This window comes from Demequina sp., assembly GCF_024642165.1.
GTDB lineage: Bacteria > Actinomycetota > Actinomycetes > Actinomycetales > Demequinaceae > Demequina.
Map to the genome: position 1 here is coordinate 1 of NZ_JAHEBP010000045.1, position 16,565 is coordinate 16,565.

Genomic DNA, 16,565 nt, shown 5'->3' on the forward strand with positions numbered 1-16,565 from the left:
CCGGCGGTGGGGCGCCGGACGAGCTTGCGGCGCGGCGCCGCCGCCCGAGCCCCTGGCTCGTGGGGATGGCGGCCGCCGCGGCGGGAGTGGTGCTCGGCGCGGCCGGGGTGGGGCTGCTGACCTCCGGCGGCGACTCCCCGCAGACCCTGGTGGCCTCGGCCCAGCTCGCGGACCTCGCCACCGAGGCCGAGGCCGGCGAGGCGCGCGTCGAGAGGCGTGACGACGGCTCGGAGGTGTTGGTGGTGGACACGACCTTCACCGATGCGGGAGCCGCCAACCTCGAGGTGTGGCTGATCGACACCGAGGTGCAGGGGATGGTGTCCCTGGGGTACTTGACGCAGGACCACGAGGAGTTCGAGATCCCGGCCGGCTACGACGTGGCGGCGTTCCCGATCGTGGACATCTCGGTCGAGCCCGCGGATGGCGTCCCCACGCACTCCGGCGACTCGATCACCCGCGGCATCCTGAGCTGAGCGCGCACTACGGTCGCTGCGCGAACCGCTCGAGCAGCTCGCCCTCGCCCGCCACCACCAGGAGGTCCTCGGGGCCCACGAGGGTCTCGGGAGTCGCGTACTCGAACTCCTCGCCGGCGCGCTTGACGCCGATCACGTGGACCCCGTACTTGCCCTTCAGGTCGAGCTTGTCCAGCGTGAAGCTGTGCGTCTCGCGCGGCGGGCGCATCTTGATGATCGTGAATCCGTCCTCGATCTCGATGTAGTCGAGCATCCTGCCGCCCACGGAGTGCGCCACGCGCGCGCCGGCGTCAGATTCTGGCAGGACCACGTGGTGGGCGCCGATGCGCTCGAGGATCCGCTTGTGCTCGACAGACGTGGCCTTGGCCCAGATCTCGGGGATGCCCACGTCGACCAGGTTGCCGGTGATGAGCACGGACGCCTCCAGGGAGGTGCCCACGCCCACGACGGCGGCGGCGAAGTCGGCCGCACCGATCTGCTCGAGGGCGCGTGGATCCGCGCCGTTCGCCTCGACGCACGGAATGCGCTTGGACCACAGCTCGACCACAGCGGGGTCGCGTTCGACCGCGAGCACCTCGACATCCATCGAGTCGAGCGTGTCCGCGAGCGCGGAGCCGAAGCGTCCGAGCCCGAAGACGAGCACGCCCGCGCGGTCCGAATCGTTGCTAGCCAATGAGGGGCCTTTCTGACGGGTAGCGGATCACGCGCCGCTGCCGGTTGAGCGCGAGCGACGCCGCGATGGTGACCGAACCGAGACGTCCCACGAACATCAGTATGGTCAATGTCAGCTTCGCATCGGCGGGTAGATGGGACGTGATGCCCGTCGACAGCCCGCACGTCGCGTATGCGGAGATGGCCTCGAAGAGCACCTCGTCGAGACCCAGCCCCACCGCGTCGGGACGGTAGGGAAGCACGGTTCCGGTGGTCTGGGCGAGGATCACGCCGGCCCCCACGATCACGAATGCGAGCGAGATGATCGTCACGGCGACCGCAAGGCGCAGCACCTCCGTGCCGATGCGCTTTCCGAAGGCCTCCATGTCGCGCCTGCCGCGCGCCTCCGCCCAGATGGCGAGGATCAGGACGGCGACGGTGGTGACGCGGATTCCGCCGGCGGTGCCGCCCGAGCCGCCGCCGATGAACATCAGCACGTCCTCAAGCAGCCACGTGTGCTCGTTCATGGCCCCGTGGTCGACGGCAGAGAAGCCCCCGGATCTCTGGTTGATCGAGATGAACATGGTCTGCCCGAACCTGGTGAACGGATGGTACGCACCCAAGGTGTCGGGGTTGTTCCACTCGAACGCCGCGAGCAGCGCGGCCGAGATGAAGGACAGCAGGACCACCATGACGAGCGTCAGCTTGGTGTGGAGCGACCACGAGCGGGGGCGGCGCCACGCGCGGATCAGGTTGAGGTACACGGGGAATCCGAGCGCGCCGATGAACACGCCGCCGGCGATCGGGATCCGGAACCACGGGTCCGCGGCGAACGGGACGATGCCGTTCGGGTCGGGCGAGAATCCCGCGTTGTTGAACGCCGAGATCCCGTAGAAGATCGCGTGCCACAGCGCGGTGGGGAGATGCTCGTGGTGGGCGAGCAGCCGCCAGAACAGGACGAACGCGATCGACAGCTCGGTGGCGGTGGACACGATGATGATGGTGCGCAGCAGGTGCCGGAAGTCGCCCAGGCCTGACGCGCGCGCCTCGCCCGCGGCCAGGATGCGCTGGGTGAGGCCGATGCGCCGGGAGACCGCGAGCCCCAGCAGCGAGGCCATGGTCATGATCCCCAGGCCGCCCACCTTGATGGCGATCAGGATCGCGCCCTGGCCGAACCCCGACCAGTAGCTGCCCGTGTCGACGGTCACGAGTCCGGTGACGCACACGGCGGACGTGGCGGTGAAGAGCGCATCGATGAACGGCGCGCGCACCCCGGACTGCGTCGCCTGCGGCAGCGACAGGAGGCCGGCGAAGACGAGGATGACCAGCCCGAATCCGGCCAGCGCGAGCCGCGCGGGGGACTCGAGGCCCACGCGGTCGATCCAGTCGCCGATCGAGGCGCGCACCGTGCGCAGGATGGCCATCCCTCTCCTCATCCCAGGGCGCATCTGCCCTGCTCCGGGCGCGCGCAGGCGCACGTCGTCACCCTCATCATCGGCACCTTCACCACACTTCACAACTGTCACTTCAGCCCCTACAGTTGAGGCAGCATCCGGCCGATACATGCGCCAGACGCTTCGAGAGGGACGAGACGACCATGGCTGATGCTCCGCGCACGACTTTTCTCACGGTGGCCGAGGTGGCCGACCTGGTGAGGGTGTCGCGCATGACGGTGTACCGGTGGGTGCACGCCGGGGAGCTTCCGGCCGTCCGGTTCGGGCGCTCGTTCCGCGTGCCGCAGCAGGCCGTCGAGCAGTTCATGGAGCAGGCCGCCCTCGCCGGAGGCTTCGAGGTCGAGGATGACGGCAAGTCGGCTGGCGCGGTAGGCTAGGTCGTTGTCTGTCGCGTCCGGCGCGGCCTGGACGCACGCGCACCGAGGTGCGTGCCGCATTTACCGTCATCGAACGAGGTAGGTTCCGTGGGTTCCATCATCAAGAAGCGTCGCAAGCGCATGTCGAAGAAGAAGCACCGCAAGTTGCTTCGTAAGACGCGCCACCAGCGCCGCAACAAGAAGTAGCGCTCAAGCGCATCGACGCCCGCATCGCCCCCGAGGTGGTGCGGGCGTTCTGCTGCCTGGGCGGCCCGCCCCCGCCGCCCCGCCCCCGCCGCACGCCCACCCACCCACCACTCCGGAATGGGTAGATCACAGGCGCTTCTGGCAGATCCGCGCATCGCAGGGGTGGATGGTGGTCGTCCAGCCGCCAGCCCCAGCCCCAGCCCCGAGCCCTACAGCTCGCGCGCGGCCTCGGGGTTGCCGGTGCCGGGCGACGGCGCGCGGCGTGGCCAGCGGAACAGCCCTCGGATCAGACCGCGCACCGCGGACTTGACGCCGCGCGCCACCTGGATGGTGACCCACGCCGCGCCCGTCACGGAGCTCTTGAGGACGCCGCGGCGGCCGCTCTTGCTGCGCTTGCGGAACTCGCGAATCGGCCAGCCCCGCTCCCGGGCGAGCTTGCGCATCTTCGGGTCCGGGTTGATGGCGCAGGGGTATCCCACGGTCTCGAGCATCGTCCTGTCGTTGAGCGAGTCGCCGTAGGCGTGACTGGCCTCGAGGTCGATTCCACGCTCCGCCGCCAGGGCCCGCACGCGCTCGCCCTTGCGCGGCCCGTGGAGGAAATCCCCGTCGAGCCGGCCGGTATAGAAGCCGTTGACATGCTCCGCCACGGTGCCGAGCGCGCCGGTGGCGCCGATCCTGCGGGCGAGCATGCGCCCGATCTCGATGGGTGAGGCGGTGACCAGCCACACCTCATGACCCTTCGAGATGTGCTCGTCGATGATGTCCTTGGTGCCGGGGTAGACGCGGGTCTCGAGGAGCTCGTCGTAGACCTCCTCGCCCACCGAGGTCATCTCCGCCACCGACCAGCCCTCGATGATGCCGAGGCCGTGCTCGCGCAGGCGGTCCATCTGCTCTTGCGACTCCCCGAACATCAGGTAGCTGCTCTGCTCATACCCGAACTTGATGATGTCGCGGAACGTGAAGTAGTCGCGCCGCCACAGGCCACGTGCGATGTGGAAGGCGCTCGCGCCGCGGATCACAGTGTTGTCGACGTCGAAGAATGCGGCCACCTTGGGCGGGACGTTCTCCTCGGCGGGGCTCACTCGCCAACTCTACTCATGGGGCTCCGCCTCACCGGCGAAAGGAGACGCCGCGCCAACTCTATGCTGACGGCATGCCGGCCCGCGTGATCCTCTACTCCCGACCGGGATGCCACCTGTGTGTCGACGCCCGCGACGTGGTCGCTCGCACCTGCGGCGCCCTGGGCGAGGAGTGGGTCGAGATCGACATCGACTCGGACCCCGAGTTGCGTGCCCGCTACGGGGACGAGATCCCGGTCGCGACGGTCAACGGCGAGGTGGTGGGCTTCTGGCGCATCGATCCCGAACGGCTGCGCACGGCACTGTCGTAGCCGGGTGACAATAGGCGCATGCCCCGCGTCCATGTCCTGCGCCATGGCCACGTGCACAACCCTGACCGCGTGCTCTACGGCCGGCTGCCCGAGTTCCGCCTGTCCGAGGCCGGCGAGCGGATGGCGCAGGCCGTCGCCGACGACCTGGCGGCCCAGGAGTCGCCCATCGGCCGCATCGTCTCCTCGCCCCTGCTGCGCGCTCAGCAGACGGCCGCGCCTGTAGCCCGCGCGTTCGACCTCGAGGTCGACACCGACGAGCGCCTCATCGAGGCGGGCAACGACTACCAGGGGGAGCGCATCCCCCGGCCCATCGACTTTCTGCACCCCCGCCACTGGTGGAGGCTGCGCAATCCGTGGCGGCCGTCGTGGGGAGAGCCGTACGTGGAGCAGGCGGCGCGCATGCGTGCCGCCATCGTCGACGCGGCGGCCGCGAACCCGGGTTCCGAGACCCTGCTGGTGAGCCACCAGCTGCCGATCTGGGTGGCGCGGTGCGATGCGGAGGGGCGCGGCTACCTCCACGACCCGCGCTCGCGGCAGTGCGCGCTCGCGTCGCTCACCTCGTTCGACGTCGACGGCGACACCGTGGTCTTCGCCGGCTACCGGCAACCCGCCGCCCACGTCGAGGCCCCGCGGTGAGGCCTGCCGCGCGCATCGCGATCCTGCTCGCCGTGGTGATCGCGCTGGCCATCACCCTCACCTCGTGCACCCCGGGCGACGCCGCGCAGTCGCCGGGCTATGTGTCCGGGGACGGAACCGTCACGGTGCTCGAGAGCGGCGGCGAGCCCCTCGCCCTCGCGGGCACGTCCTTCGCGGGGGAACCCGTGGACGTGGCGGAGCTGCGCGGCCAGGTGGTCCTCATCAACACCTGGTACGCCGCCTGCCCGCCGTGCCGCGCCGAGGCCCCCGACCTGGTCGAGTTGGACGCGCGCGACGACGTCCAGGTGGTGGGCGTCAACGGCCGGGACGATGCGCCCACCGCCGACGCCTTCGACCGCACCTTCGGCGTGGAGTACCCGACCATCGACGACTCGGACGGCTCCGCCACCGCGGCTCTGCAGGGCGTGGTCGCGATGAACGCGGTCCCCACCACCCTGGTGCTCGACACCGAGGGCAGGCTCTACGCGCGCATCATCGGCCGCGCGGACCCGTCCACGCTGCGCACGCTCATCGCCGACGCGGGCGGTGCCGCGGAATGACCGGGCTGGTCGCCGACGCCTCGTTCGCCGGCATCGCGCTGTCGGGCTCGATGCTGCTCGCCATCCCCGTCGCCATCGCGGCGGGCCTCGTGAGCTTCGCCTCGCCGTGCGTGGTGCCGCTGGTGCCGGGCTACCTGGGCTACGTGTCCGGCATGGCGGGCGCGGGCGGCACCGGAAAGGCGTCGCGGCCGCGGCTGGTGCTCGGCGCGGCGCTGTTCGTGCTGGGCTTCTCCGCGGTGTTCGTCACGCTCGGCTTCCTCGCCTCGTCGCTGGGCGCCACCATCGCCCCGTACGTCTCGGCGATCACCCGGATCCTGGGCGTCATCATCATCCTGCTGGGCTTCGCCTTCATGGGCGCCGTGCCGTTCCTGCAGACCGAGCGCCGCCTCCACGTCAACCCCACCGCCGGCCTCGCCGGTGCGCCCGTGCTGGGCGTCGCGTTCGGGCTGGGCTGGACGCCGTGCATCGGCCCCACGCTGGCCGCCGTCTTCACCCTCAGCCTCGCCGAGGGCACCCAGGGACGCGGTGTCGCGCTCGCCATCGCCTACTGCGTGGGCCTGGGCCTGCCGTTCATCCTGCTCGCCGTGCTGTTCGAGCGCTCCGGCCGGGTGCTGGGCTGGCTGCGCCGGCACCGGCTCGCGCTCATGCGGATCGGCGGCGCGATGCTGATCGTGCTGGGCGTGCTGCTGGTCACCGGCCTGTGGGAGCGCCTCACCGGGCTGATGCAAGGGTGGATCGACGGGTTCTGGGTGGCGGTCTGATGGCCCGCGTCAAGCTCGACAACTACGCGGTGGCGGACGCCCCGCGGCTGGGCCCGCGCGGGTGGCTGCGATGGACCTGGCGGCAGGTCACCAGCATGCGGGTGGCGCTCATCCTGCTGCTGCTGCTCGCCCTCGCCTCGATTCCCGGATCGGTCCTCCCGCAGTGGCCCCAGGACGCGGGCGCGACGCGCGCCTTCATCGACGACAACGCCTTCTGGGGCCCGCTGCTCGAGAAGCTGGGCTTCCTCGACGTGTTCGGCTCCGCCTGGTTCACCGCCATCTACGTGCTGCTGTTCGCGTCGCTCATCGGCTGCATCGCGCCGCGCGCCGCGCACCATTGGCGGGAGCTGCGCGCGCCCATCGCCGCCGCCCCCCGCCTGCTCGACCGCTACGACCCCACCGAGCCGAGCATCGTCCCCGGCACCCCGGACGATGCGGTGGAGCGGGCAAGCGTGGCCCTCCGGCCACGAGCGGGCCTGGTGGGCGCGGTCACCGGCTATCGCGTGCGGGTGGACCGGCGGGACGACGGCGCGATGGCGCTGGCCGCGGAGACCGGGCACGTGCGCGAGCTGGGCAACCTGCTGTTCCACGCCGCGCTGATCGGCGTGCTGCTGGCCGTCGCGTACGGCACGCTCTTCACCTATCGAGGCCAGGCCGTGGTGGTCGAGGGGCGGTCGTTCACCAACGCGGTGGTGGCCTACGACACGTTCGACTCCGGGCGCCTGTTCGATCCCGCGTCGCTCGATCCCTTCACGGTCCGGCTGGACTCGCTCGACGCGGCGTTCTCCGACACGGGCCGGCCGCTGAGCTTCACCGCGAACGTCACCTTCACCGAGCCCGGGGAGAGCCCGGTCCCCGAGGCGATCGCCGTGAACCGCCCGCTCGAGGTCGACGGCGCCAAGGTCTATCTCCAGGGCAACGGCTACGCGCCGGTGATCATCGTGCACGATGCGGCGGGCCAGGTCGCGTTCTCGGGCCCCGTGCCGTTCCTGCCGCAGGACGGCGCGTACACGTCGACGGGCGTCATCAAGGTGCCGGATGTGACCTCGGGCGAGCAGTTGGGGTTCAAGGCCACGCTGTACCCGACCTTCGTCGAGGGTCCGTTCGCGGTGGGCTCGGTGCATCCGGATCCCACCAACCCGGTGATCGACATGCTCGCCTACGAGGGTGACCTGGGCCTCGACACCGGGATCCCGCAGAACGTCTACCGGCTCGACGAGTCGCAGCTGAGCCCCGTGCGGGGCGAGGACGGCCTGCCGCTGCCCCTCCGGCTCGCGCTGGGCGACACGGCGGAGCTGCCCGACGGCTCGACGGTGACGTTCGAGTCCCTGCCCCGGTTCGTGGCGCTCGACCTGCGCGCGGACCCGTCGCTGCCCTGGCTGCTGGCGGCGGCGATCCTGACGCTCACCGGCCTGGCGACGTCGCTGTTCGCGTCCCGTCGCAAGGTGTGGGTGGTGGCCCACGACGAGGACGGAACTACAGTGGTGACCGGAGCCGCCTTCGCTCCGCCGCATGACACCGCGGTGACGCAGGCGCTCGACCGCGCGATGGTCGCCGCCTCGGGGCGAACGGCCGGCCCTGGGGAGGGTGCCGTGGACGATAGCAGGGATGACACCGTGGAGAGGCACGCATGAACGTCACCGAACTCAGCATCATGACGCTGTGGGGCGCAACCACGCTGTACGCCATCGCCATGGTCGCCTATGCGATCCGGCTCGCGCGCGTCGCCGACGAGACCGCCGCCGCACGCGCGGTGGACCGCGATCGCGCACGCGTCGCCGTCGGCGGCCCGGCGCCCGCGAAGGCTGCGGCGGCGTCCTCGGCCGGCGGCGCATCGTCCCGTCCCCCTCGCTCCGCCAAGGCAGCGGGCATCGCCCGCGCGACCACCCTGGTGGGCGCCGTGCTCCACGCCGTCGGGCTGACGGCCCGCGGCATCGACGCCGGCCACGTGCCGTGGTCGAACATGTACGAGTACACGATCTCGGGCTCGTTCTTCGCGGTCGCCGTCTTCCTCATCGTCCAGCGCCGGCGCGACGTCGCGTTCCTGGGCGCCGGCGTCACCGGGCTCGCCACCATCGCGCTCGGGCTCGCCCTCACCGTGCTTTACAAGGACGTCGACACGCTGCCGCCGGCGCTGCAGAGCTACTGGCTGGTCATCCACGTCTCCATCGCGACCATCGTCACCGGCATCCTGTCCGTGTCCTTCATCGCGAGCGTGCTGCAGCTGATGCGCGATTCGCGCGACACCCGGCGCCGCTGGACCGGTCGCCGGTTCCGCTTCCTCGACGCCGTGCCCACCGCATCGTCCCTCGAGGCGCTGTCCTTCCGGCTCAACGCCGTGGGCTTCGTGCTGTGGACCTTCACCGTGATGGCCGGCGCGATCTGGGCCGAGCACGCGTGGGGCCGCTACTGGGGCTGGGACCCCAAGGAGGTGTGGAGCTTCGTCATCTGGGTGCTCTATGCCGCGTACCTCCACGCCCGCACCACGCAGGGCTGGGCCGGCCGCAAGAGCGCCTGGCTGGCGATCGCGGGCTTTGTCGCGCTCATCATGAACTTCACGGTGGTCAACCTGTTCTTCCAGGGTCTGCACACGTACGCGGGGTCCTGAGTGCGGGTCGCGCTCGTCCTCGACGACAGCATCGACCGGCCGGACGGCGTCCAGCAGTACGTGCTGACGTTGGGCGCGTTCCTGTCGCGGGCCGGGCACGACGTCCACTACCTCTGCTCCGAGGCCTCGCGTGACGACGTCACCGTGCACTCGCTCGCCCGGAACGTTGGCGTGACCTTCAACGGCAACGGGCTGCGGGTGCCGCTACCCACCTCGCGGAAGGAGATCCGCGCGCTGCTCGACCGCGAGCGCTACGACGTGATCCACGTGCAGACGCCCCACTCGCCGCTGTTCGCCGCGCGGGTCGTGGACGAGGCGCGGAAGCTGCAGGCGCGGTCCGTGCGGATCGTCGCGACGTTCCACATCCTGCCGGACTCGAAGGTCTCGGAGTGGGGCACGCACGCCCTCGGCTGGCTGCTGAGGGCGAACCTGCGCAAGTTCGACGCCTTCTGCGCGGTGTCCGAGCCCGCGGCGGAGTTCGCTCGCCGCACGTTCGGCATCTCCGCGCGCGTGATCCCGTGTCCGGTGGACGTGGCCAGGTTCGCGGCGGATGCGGCCGGTTCGGCTCGTGTGCCGGGGGACGGCGGCCGGCTCGTGGTCGCCTTCCTGGGTCGCTTGGTTGCCCGCAAGGGCGTGCTCGAGCTGGTCGACGCCGTGGCCGCGCTCCCCGACGCCCTGCGCGATCGCATCGAGGTGAGGATCGGCGGCAAGGGACCGCTCGCCGATTCCGTTGCGGAGGAGATCACGGAGCACGGCCTGGAACGCGTCACGCTCGCCGGATTCGTGGCCGAGGAGGACAAGGCGGCGTTCTACGCGGATGCCGACATCGCCGTATTCCCCGCGACCGGCGGGGAGAGCTTCGGGATCGTGCTGGTCGAGGCGATGGCCTCCGGATCGGGCGTGGTCCTCGCCGGCGCCAACCCCGGGTACCTCTCCGTGATCGGTGACGCGCCCGAGGTATCCGTCGACGCGTCGGACGACGTCGCCTTTGCGGCCGCGCTCGAGCGCCTGATCACGGACGATGCACTGCGGGCCCGGCTCCACGCGGAGCAGGCCGAGCGGGTCCAGCGGTTCGATGTCGAACGCGTAGGCGCGCAAGTGCTGGAGCTCTACGGCAGCTAGCCGGCTTCGATTCCCACTGGTGGATGTGACTGGTGAGGCGTGTGAGGCTGATGTGACGGTCCCATCCGTCACGCGGGTATCCGACCGTCACATCGACCAGTGGGAATCGGCGCGGTGGGAATCGGCGCGGTGGGCGCCACGGGGCTTTGCTGCCCCGCTTGGTGCGAGCCGCTTGGCTCAGCTGCCGCCGCTCTCGCGGCGCCGGCGTGCCTGCTCGCGCAGCCAGGACAGGTACTCAGGGTCGTCGTCCGGCGCGATCGGGTGGGCGCGGCCCTGCGGCGGCTGCTCGGGACGCGTGCGGCTCACGAGGATCCACGCAACAGCGCCCAGATACGGCAGCAGCACGATCACCCCGGCCCACGCCCACTTGGGCAGTCCGTAGGGCTCCTTCTCCGGGCGCTGCAGCGCGTCCGAGAGCGCATAGATGACGAGCCCCAGGTAGATGAGGAAGGGGAGGACGCGGGCCATTCCCTGAGTTTACGCCGGGTACCGTTGACCTATGAGCGTTCTCGCATACTGGGCCGCCCGCTCGGGCATCTTCATCGCCGTGCTCGGAGTGCTGTGGGCGGTGGGCTGGCGGGACGTCATCGTCTTCATCGCGGCCTTCGTGGTCGCATGGCTGGTCTCGTACCTGGCGCTGCCCACCCTGCGCGTGCGGGCCGCCGCACAGATGGACGGCTGGATCTCCCGCTCGGAGAAGGGCATCCGGGAGGCCGCGGCTCAGGAGGACGCGGAGATCGCCGACGACAGCGAGGATCGCGCGGACCGCTAGATCGCGATCCCGAACGCCAGCAGCAGCCCGTACGCCAGCCCCACGCCGCTGATGCCCTTGAACATCACGCCGAAGTTCGCGCCCGCCGCACCCATCCGCATCCCCAGCGCGATGAACACGGACGGCAGCGCCACCATGGTCGCCAGCAGGGCGAACGGGTGGACGAACCCCACCACGATCGCGCACGCGACGGGTAGCGTCACCACCGCCGCGAACAGGCGGCGTGCGCGAAACTCGCCCAGCTTGACGGCGAGCGTGCGCTTGCCCGCCAGCGCGTCAGTCGCCAGATCGCGGATGTTGTTCACCAGCAGCAGCGCCACCGCGTAGAGGCCCACGCCCGCGGACGCCACCCACGCCCACCAGGTGACGTGCCCGGCCTGCGTGAGCATCGTCCCCAGGGTCGCCACCGGCCCGAAGAAGACGAACACGCTCACCTCTCCCCAGCCGTCGTAGCCGTAGGGCCGTGACGAGCCGGTGTAGGTCCACGCGGCGACGATCGCGACGGCGCCCACGGCCAGGAGCCACCAGATGCCGGACAGCAGCACCAGCGCCACGCCCAGGAGCGCGCCGGCGGCGAAGGACAGGTAGGCGGCCCGCTTCACGGAGGACGGCGTCGCCTTGCCGGAGGCCACCAGGCGCTCGGGGCCGATCCGGTCGACGTCCGTCCCGCGCACGCCGTCGGAGTAGTCGTTCGCGTAGTTCGAGCCCACCTGCAGCGCCAAGGCGACGCCAAGCGCGACCAACGCCGGCAGCAGCCGGAAGCCGCCCACCGAGATCGCGCACGCCGTGCCCACCGCCACGGGGACGGCGGCGGTCCACAGGGTGCGCGGCCGCGCACCCGCTACCCAGTCGGCGGTGGTGGTCATCGATCCTCCTCGGCCGCGATCGTGCGCGCGGCGGACCGGTCCATCTTGCCACCCGGCGTACGCGGCACCCGCGCCACCCGGACGATGCGCCGGGGGCGCTCGTACCTCGACAGGTGGGCGAGCGCCGCCTCGAGCGACGCATCGTCCACCTCGCCCTCCACCACGGCGACCACGCGTTCGCCCCACTCGGCATCGGGGACGCCCACGACGGCCGCGGCGCCCGCCCCGGCGCCCTCGAGCGCGAGCTCGATCCGCTGCGGGTGCACCTTGGCGCCGCCGGTGTTGATGACGTGATCCGCGCGGCCCAGGACCGCAAGGCGGCCGTCGCGCAGCTCGCCCACGTCGCTGGTGACGAACCACCGCTCGCCGTCGATGGTCTCGAAGGCCGAGTCGTCGCCGTCGGCGTACCCCGCGGCCAGCGTGGGACCCGACAGGCGCACGCGGCCGTCCTCGCCGATGCGCACGCCCACCCCGTCGAGCGGGTCGCCGGCGTACACGCAGCCCCCGGAGGTCTCGGACATGCCGTACGTGCGCACCACGGCGGCGGGGACGTCCGCGTCGGGCAGCGCCGCGCCGCCCACCAGCACCGCGTCGAACGGCTCGAGCGCGTCCCGTCCCTCGGCCTCTCCGAGCAGGCGGCGCAGCTGGGTGGGGACCAGCGACACGTGGCGCCGGCCCTCCGGCAGCGTGGCCGCCGCGGCGGCGAAGGCGCGTGCCGTGAACGGTCCCGCGGGAAGCTCGACCAGCGCGGTCCCGGCGAGGGTGGCCCGCGCGATCACCATCGCGCCGCCGATCCTGTCCGCCGGCAGGGCCAGCAGCCACGACGCCTCGCCGCCCAGGCGGCGCGCGGTGAGCTCGGCCGAGGCGCGGATGGCGCTCGCGGGGAGCAGCACGTCGCGCGGCGCTCCCGTGGAACCCGAGGTCGCCACCGCGATCCCCTCAGCCGTTCCAGCGATGGCCGCGGCCACGGCGCCACGCGGATCTGCGACGAGCGGAGCGAAGGTCACAGGGAACAGCCTAGGGCGGCCCTTACACTCGTCCGCATGATGACCACGCGTATCGGCGGCGCCCTCGCGGCCGCAGCGGTGCTCCTGCTCGCGGCGTGCGCGCCCGCCACCACCGACGGCGGCCCGCAGTCCACCGTCTCGGTGGCCGCTCCGAGCCCCTCTGCGACGGCGCCGTCACTGCCTCCAGCGCCCGAGGACCCGCGTCCCGAAATGACCTGGCCGCTCACCGGACTCGACTCGTCCGGGATCAGCGCCGCGAAGCAGGACCGGCCCGCGCTCGCGATCAAGATCGAGAACTCCGCGGCGGCGCGCCCGCAGGAGAACCTCGACAAGGCCGACGTGGTGTTCGAGGAGTACGTCGAGGGTGGCATCTCGCGGCTCGTCGCGGTGTTCCACTCGAACTTCCCCGAGTCGGTGGGCCCCATCCGCTCGATGCGGCCCATGGACAAGAACATCATGGGTTCGTTCGGAGGGCCCCTGGTGTTCTCGGGCGCCCAGGGACGCTTCATCAGCGCCGCGCGGGATTCGGGTCAGCTGCTGCTCGCGCAGGACGTGGGCTCGTACGGGTTCTACCGCTCCAGTGCCAGGTCTGCTCCCCACAACCTCTACGGCTACCCCGCGAAGTTCCAGGAGCAGGCGTCCAAGCTCTCCGCGCCGCGCGAGCAGTGGGCCTTCGCGTACCCCGACGAGACGGCGACGGCGCAGGCCACCGGCAAGCCGGTCTCGAAGATCGATATCGACATGTCGCGGTACTCGGACCCGGGTTGGCGCTGGAGCGCTTCCGAGGGCGTGTGGCTGCGCATCGAAGCCGGCTCGCCGCACGTCACGTCCGCCGGCACGCAGCTCTCGGCGACCAACGTGGTGATCCTGTCCGTCACGGTCCAGTACACGTCGAACAAGGGCGGCTCGTCCGTGCCCGAGACCATCATCAATGGTCAGTCGGGCGACGGCTTCCTGGTCTCCGGCGACTCGATGGTCCCCATCCGGTGGAGCAAGGCCGGCCAGTACAAGAACTGGGAGCTCACCACCACCGGCGGCGACCCGGTGTCGCTCATCCCGGGTCAGACGTGGTTCGAGCTGGTGCCCAACAAGGGCGTGGGCCACTCCACCTCGATCGACATCTCCTGAGCCAGGCGCTCGGGAGGCGTCAGTAGGCGTAGGGGAAGCGGGTCCAGTCGGGATCGCGACGCTCGAGGAAGGCGTCGCGGCCCTCCTGCGCCTCGTCCGTCATGTACGCCATGCGGGTCGCCTCCCCGGCGAACACCTGCTGGCCCGCGAGGCCGTCATCCGCGAGGTTGAAGGCGAACTTGAGCATGCGGATCGCCTGCGGCGACTTGGTGGCGACGATGCGCGCGTACTCGAGCGCGCGGGACTCCAGTTCCGCGTGGGGAACGGCCTCGTTGACCGCGCCCCACCGCTCGGCGTCGTCCGCGGAGTACTCCCTGGCCAGGAAGAAGATCTCCCGCGCCCGCTTGTCGCCCACCTGGCGGGCCAGCAGCGCGCTGCCGTAGCCGGCGTCGAACGACCCGACGTTCGCATCCGTCTGCTTGAAGCGCGCGTGCTCGCGCGAGGCGATCGACAGGTCCGCCACCACGTGCAGGCTGTGCCCGCCCCCGGCGGCCCAGCCGTTGACGGCGGCGATGGTCACCTTGGGGGAGGTGCGCATGAGGCGCTGCACCTCGAGGATGTGGAGACGCCCACCGTGCGCGGGGGCGTCCTGTGCGGAGCCCTCGTAGAGGTATCCGTCCTTGCCGCGGATGCGCTGGTCCCCGCCAGAGCAGAAGGCGTGGACGCCGTCCGCCGCGGGGCCGTTGCCGGTCAGGATCACGGCGGCGACGTCGGCGGTCTGGCGTGCGTGGTCGACCGCGCGGTAGAGCTCGTCGACCGTCTGCGGGCGGAAAGCGTTGCGCACCTCGGGGCGGTTGAAACCGATCCGGACGGCCGGCAGGTCGCGCTCGCCTGACGCGCTTCGCTCCACCCACCGGTGGTAGGTGATGTCGCCATCGGAGAAGCCGTCGATCGCGCGCCATCGCGCGGGGTCCATCAGGTCCGAGACCTGGGCGGGCATGTCGCTCATGTCTCCCGAGCGTAGTGCGCGGCGCGCGCGGTCCTAGGCTGAGCCCATGGAGTTCCGGCCCTTCCGCGTCGAGCTGTCGACGCGCTTCCGCGGTGTCACGGAGCGCAGCGGCGTGCTCGTCCGCGGCATCGGGCCCGACGGCGAGGACGCGTGGGGCGAGTACTCGCCGTTCCCCGACTACACGCCCGAGCGCGCCTCGCGGTGGTGGGAGGCCGCGATGGAGGCCGCGCACGGCGCCTGGCCCGCGGCGGTGAGGGACACGGTGCCCGTCAACAGCATCGTCCCGGAGGTGCCCGCCGGCCGTGCCGCCCAGCTCGCGACGGCGGGCGGCTGCACCACGGCCAAGGTCAAGGTTGCCGGCACGGTGTCCATCCGGGACGATGCGCGGCGCGTCGAGGCCGTCGCCATCGCCCTGGGAGCCGGGGGGCGGGTGAGGGTGGACGCCAACGGCGCGTGGGACGTCGACACGGCGGTGAAGGCCCTGAAGGAGTTGGACGCGGCGGCCCGCGCCGGCGGCGGTCCAGGACTCGAATACGTCGAGCAGCCCTGCGCGAGAGTGAGTGAACTGGCTCAATTACGACGGCTGACCGACGTGCCCATCGCCGCGGACGAATCGGTGCGGCTGCCGGGTGACGCTCACGAGGTGATGCGCGCGGGGGCGGCGGACATCCTGGTGCTCAAGGTGGCGCCCATGGGGGGTGTCGCGGCGTGCCTGCGTGTGGTCGAGGAGTACGACGTGCCGATCGTGGTGTCGAGCGCCATGGAGTCCTCCGTGGGGCTCCTCGCCGGCGTCGCGCTCGCCCGCGCGCTGCCCAGCCTCCCGTTCGCCTGCGGGCTCGGCACCGGGGAACTGCTGGCGACGGACACCGTGCGCGAGACGATCGTGCCTCACGAGGGCGTGATCGGCCCGGTGGTGCTGGACGTGATCGTGTGAGCACCCACCCGTCGGGCGAGTTCGCCCGTGCGCTGGTCGCGGCGCTGGCGCAGCTGGGCGTCGAGGACTACGTGCTCAGCCCCGGATCGCGGTCGGGCCCGTTGGCCCACGCGCTCGCGGAGGCCGCCGGCAACCCGCCGCCCGGAGCGCCGCGCGTCCGCCTGCACGTCCGCATCGACGAGCGCACGGCCGGCTTCCTGGCGCTCGGGATCGCCCGCGGCGTGGCCTCGACGGCGCCACGGCGGCCCGTCGCGGTGGTCACCACGTCGGGTACCGCGGTCGGGAACCTGCTGCCGGCGGTCATGGAGGCGCACCACTCCGGCGTGCCGCTGATCCTGCTCACGGCCGACCGCCCGGCGGAGCTGCGCGGGGTGGGGGCCAACCAGACCACGCGCCAGCCCGGGATCTTCGGCACTTTCGTCCAGTGGGCGGAGGACCTGCCGGCGCCCGAGGGCGGAGCCTCGGTGGGACTAGCCTCCGAAGTTGCACGCCGCGCCGTGACCCGCGCGCTGGGCGATGCGTCGCGGCAGGACATCTCGGGGGCTCCCGGCCCGGTCCACCTCAACGTCGCGTTTCGGGACCCACTGGGTCCCGACGGTGGGCCGTGGCCCGACCTGCCCGCCGTGCATCCGACGCCGGTCGCCATGGCGTCCGTCGCGGCACCGCTCGCGCCCCTCGCGCAGGGAGTGGT

The 16,565-nt window shown here is 71.6% G+C and carries 21 protein-coding genes; 14 read left to right on the forward strand and 7 right to left on the reverse strand.

Annotation, left to right across the window (positions count from 1 at the left end; all coding sequences use genetic code 11):
- Nucleotides 1-473: anti-sigma factor (locus Q0L54_RS05870; protein WP_296666190.1), on the forward strand; the 473-nt coding region annotated here is incomplete at its 5' end.
- A 7-nt stretch (nucleotides 474-480) separates the two neighbouring features.
- On the opposite strand, the gene Q0L54_RS05875 is transcribed toward Q0L54_RS05870, so the two are convergent.
- Both Q0L54_RS05875 and Q0L54_RS05880 read right to left on the reverse strand, forming a co-directional pair.
- Nucleotides 481-1,146 carry a TrkA family potassium uptake protein gene (locus tag Q0L54_RS05875; RefSeq protein ID WP_296666191.1) on the reverse strand — a complete coding sequence of 222 codons (666 nt, stop codon included), beginning with the start codon at nucleotides 1,144-1,146 and terminating at the stop codon, nucleotides 481-483.
- Nucleotides 1,139-2,548: a potassium transporter TrkG gene (locus Q0L54_RS05880; protein ID WP_296666193.1), complete on the reverse strand. Its 1,410-nt coding sequence runs from the start codon at nucleotides 2,546-2,548 to the stop codon at nucleotides 1,139-1,141. Before Q0L54_RS05880 ends, Q0L54_RS05875 begins: the two co-directional genes overlap by 8 nt.
- Nucleotides 2,549-2,721: 173 nt before the next feature.
- Here Q0L54_RS05880 and Q0L54_RS05885 point away from each other — a divergent pair, with 173 nt between their 5' ends.
- Both Q0L54_RS05885 and Q0L54_RS05890 read left to right on the forward strand, forming a co-directional pair.
- Nucleotides 2,722-2,955 (forward strand): helix-turn-helix domain-containing protein, encoded by a 234-nt coding sequence (locus Q0L54_RS05885; RefSeq protein WP_296666194.1) that lies wholly within the window; start codon nucleotides 2,722-2,724, stop codon nucleotides 2,953-2,955.
- A gap of 87 nt (nucleotides 2,956-3,042) precedes the next feature.
- Complete coding sequence (locus Q0L54_RS05890; protein WP_074789180.1) at nucleotides 3,043-3,141, forward strand: AURKAIP1/COX24 domain-containing protein; 99 nt, start codon at nucleotides 3,043-3,045, stop codon at nucleotides 3,139-3,141.
- Between the two features lie 209 nt (nucleotides 3,142-3,350).
- Here the strand turns inward: Q0L54_RS05890 and Q0L54_RS05895 are convergent, their stop codons facing one another.
- Nucleotides 3,351-4,223 carry an HAD-IB family hydrolase gene (locus Q0L54_RS05895; RefSeq protein ID WP_296666197.1) on the reverse strand — a complete coding sequence of 291 codons (873 nt, stop codon included), beginning with the start codon at nucleotides 4,221-4,223 and terminating at the stop codon, nucleotides 3,351-3,353.
- Nucleotides 4,224-4,294: 71 nt separating this feature from the next.
- Between Q0L54_RS05895 and Q0L54_RS05900 the strand changes: the two genes are divergently transcribed.
- Genes Q0L54_RS05900 through Q0L54_RS05930 form a run of 7 tightly spaced genes read left to right on the forward strand, consistent with a single transcriptional unit; the run spans nucleotide 4,295 to nucleotide 10,218 of the window.
- Nucleotides 4,295-4,531: a glutaredoxin family protein gene (locus Q0L54_RS05900; RefSeq protein WP_296666198.1), complete on the forward strand. Its 237-nt coding sequence runs from the start codon at nucleotides 4,295-4,297 to the stop codon at nucleotides 4,529-4,531.
- 18 nt (nucleotides 4,532-4,549) lie between these two features.
- On the forward strand, nucleotides 4,550-5,167 hold the full coding sequence (locus tag Q0L54_RS05905) for a histidine phosphatase family protein (protein WP_296666200.1): 618 nt from the start codon (nucleotides 4,550-4,552) through the stop codon (nucleotides 5,165-5,167).
- Entirely contained in the window at nucleotides 5,164-5,727 is a 564-nt protein-coding gene (locus Q0L54_RS05910) for a TlpA disulfide reductase family protein (protein WP_296666201.1), read from the forward strand. Before Q0L54_RS05905 ends, Q0L54_RS05910 begins: the two co-directional genes overlap by 4 nt.
- Nucleotides 5,724-6,488, forward strand: coding sequence for a cytochrome c biogenesis protein CcdA (locus Q0L54_RS05915; RefSeq protein WP_296666203.1), 765 nt, complete (start codon nucleotides 5,724-5,726; stop codon nucleotides 6,486-6,488). The genes Q0L54_RS05910 and Q0L54_RS05915 overlap by 4 nt, the downstream gene beginning before the upstream one ends.
- On the forward strand, nucleotides 6,488-8,122 hold the full coding sequence (locus tag Q0L54_RS05920) for a cytochrome c biogenesis protein ResB (RefSeq protein WP_296666204.1): 1,635 nt from the start codon (nucleotides 6,488-6,490) through the stop codon (nucleotides 8,120-8,122). The genes Q0L54_RS05915 and Q0L54_RS05920 overlap by 1 nt, the downstream gene beginning before the upstream one ends.
- Complete coding sequence (gene ccsB, locus Q0L54_RS05925) at nucleotides 8,119-9,096, forward strand: c-type cytochrome biogenesis protein CcsB (RefSeq protein ID WP_296666205.1); 978 nt, start codon at nucleotides 8,119-8,121, stop codon at nucleotides 9,094-9,096. Before Q0L54_RS05920 ends, ccsB begins: the two co-directional genes overlap by 4 nt.
- Nucleotides 9,097-10,218, forward strand: coding sequence for a glycosyltransferase family 4 protein (locus tag Q0L54_RS05930; RefSeq protein ID WP_296666209.1), 1,122 nt, complete (start codon nucleotides 9,097-9,099; stop codon nucleotides 10,216-10,218).
- A 177-nt stretch (nucleotides 10,219-10,395) separates the two neighbouring features.
- Here the strand turns inward: Q0L54_RS05930 and Q0L54_RS05935 are convergent, their stop codons facing one another.
- Entirely contained in the window at nucleotides 10,396-10,686 is a 291-nt protein-coding gene (locus Q0L54_RS05935) for a PLD nuclease N-terminal domain-containing protein (RefSeq protein ID WP_296666210.1), read from the reverse strand.
- A gap of 31 nt (nucleotides 10,687-10,717) precedes the next feature.
- Here Q0L54_RS05935 and Q0L54_RS05940 point away from each other — a divergent pair, with 31 nt between their 5' ends.
- Nucleotides 10,718-10,990, forward strand: coding sequence for a DUF4229 domain-containing protein (locus Q0L54_RS05940; protein ID WP_296666211.1), 273 nt, complete (start codon nucleotides 10,718-10,720; stop codon nucleotides 10,988-10,990).
- Here the strand turns inward: Q0L54_RS05940 and Q0L54_RS05945 are convergent.
- Both Q0L54_RS05945 and Q0L54_RS05950 read right to left on the reverse strand, forming a co-directional pair.
- Complete coding sequence (locus Q0L54_RS05945; protein ID WP_296666213.1) at nucleotides 10,987-11,856, reverse strand: 1,4-dihydroxy-2-naphthoate polyprenyltransferase; 870 nt, start codon at nucleotides 11,854-11,856, stop codon at nucleotides 10,987-10,989. The two genes, Q0L54_RS05940 and Q0L54_RS05945, sit on opposite strands and share 4 nt — an antisense overlap.
- On the reverse strand, nucleotides 11,853-12,863 hold the full coding sequence (locus Q0L54_RS05950) for an AMP-binding protein (protein WP_296666215.1): 1,011 nt from the start codon (nucleotides 12,861-12,863) through the stop codon (nucleotides 11,853-11,855). Before Q0L54_RS05950 ends, Q0L54_RS05945 begins: the two co-directional genes overlap by 4 nt.
- 36 nt (nucleotides 12,864-12,899) lie before the next feature.
- Here Q0L54_RS05950 and Q0L54_RS05955 point away from each other — a divergent pair, with 36 nt between their 5' ends.
- Nucleotides 12,900-13,991, forward strand: coding sequence for a DUF3048 domain-containing protein (locus tag Q0L54_RS05955; RefSeq protein ID WP_296666216.1), 1,092 nt, complete (start codon nucleotides 12,900-12,902; stop codon nucleotides 13,989-13,991).
- Nucleotides 13,992-14,010: 19 nt separating this feature from the next.
- Here the strand turns inward: Q0L54_RS05955 and Q0L54_RS05960 are convergent, their stop codons facing one another.
- Nucleotides 14,011-14,940, reverse strand: coding sequence for a 1,4-dihydroxy-2-naphthoyl-CoA synthase (locus Q0L54_RS05960; RefSeq protein WP_296666217.1), 930 nt, complete (start codon nucleotides 14,938-14,940; stop codon nucleotides 14,011-14,013).
- Nucleotides 14,941-14,986: 46 nt separating this feature from the next.
- Between Q0L54_RS05960 and Q0L54_RS05965 the strand changes: the two genes are divergently transcribed.
- Together Q0L54_RS05965 and Q0L54_RS05970 are read left to right on the forward strand one after the other, a co-directional pair.
- The gene (locus Q0L54_RS05965) at nucleotides 14,987-15,874 is read left to right on the forward strand and encodes an o-succinylbenzoate synthase (RefSeq protein WP_296666219.1); all 888 of its coding nucleotides are present in this window, start codon (nucleotides 14,987-14,989) and stop codon (nucleotides 15,872-15,874) included.
- The coding region (locus Q0L54_RS05970; RefSeq protein WP_296666220.1) for a thiamine pyrophosphate-binding protein at nucleotides 15,871-16,565 on the forward strand (695 nt) is incomplete at its 3' end. The genes Q0L54_RS05965 and Q0L54_RS05970, both read left to right, overlap by 4 nt.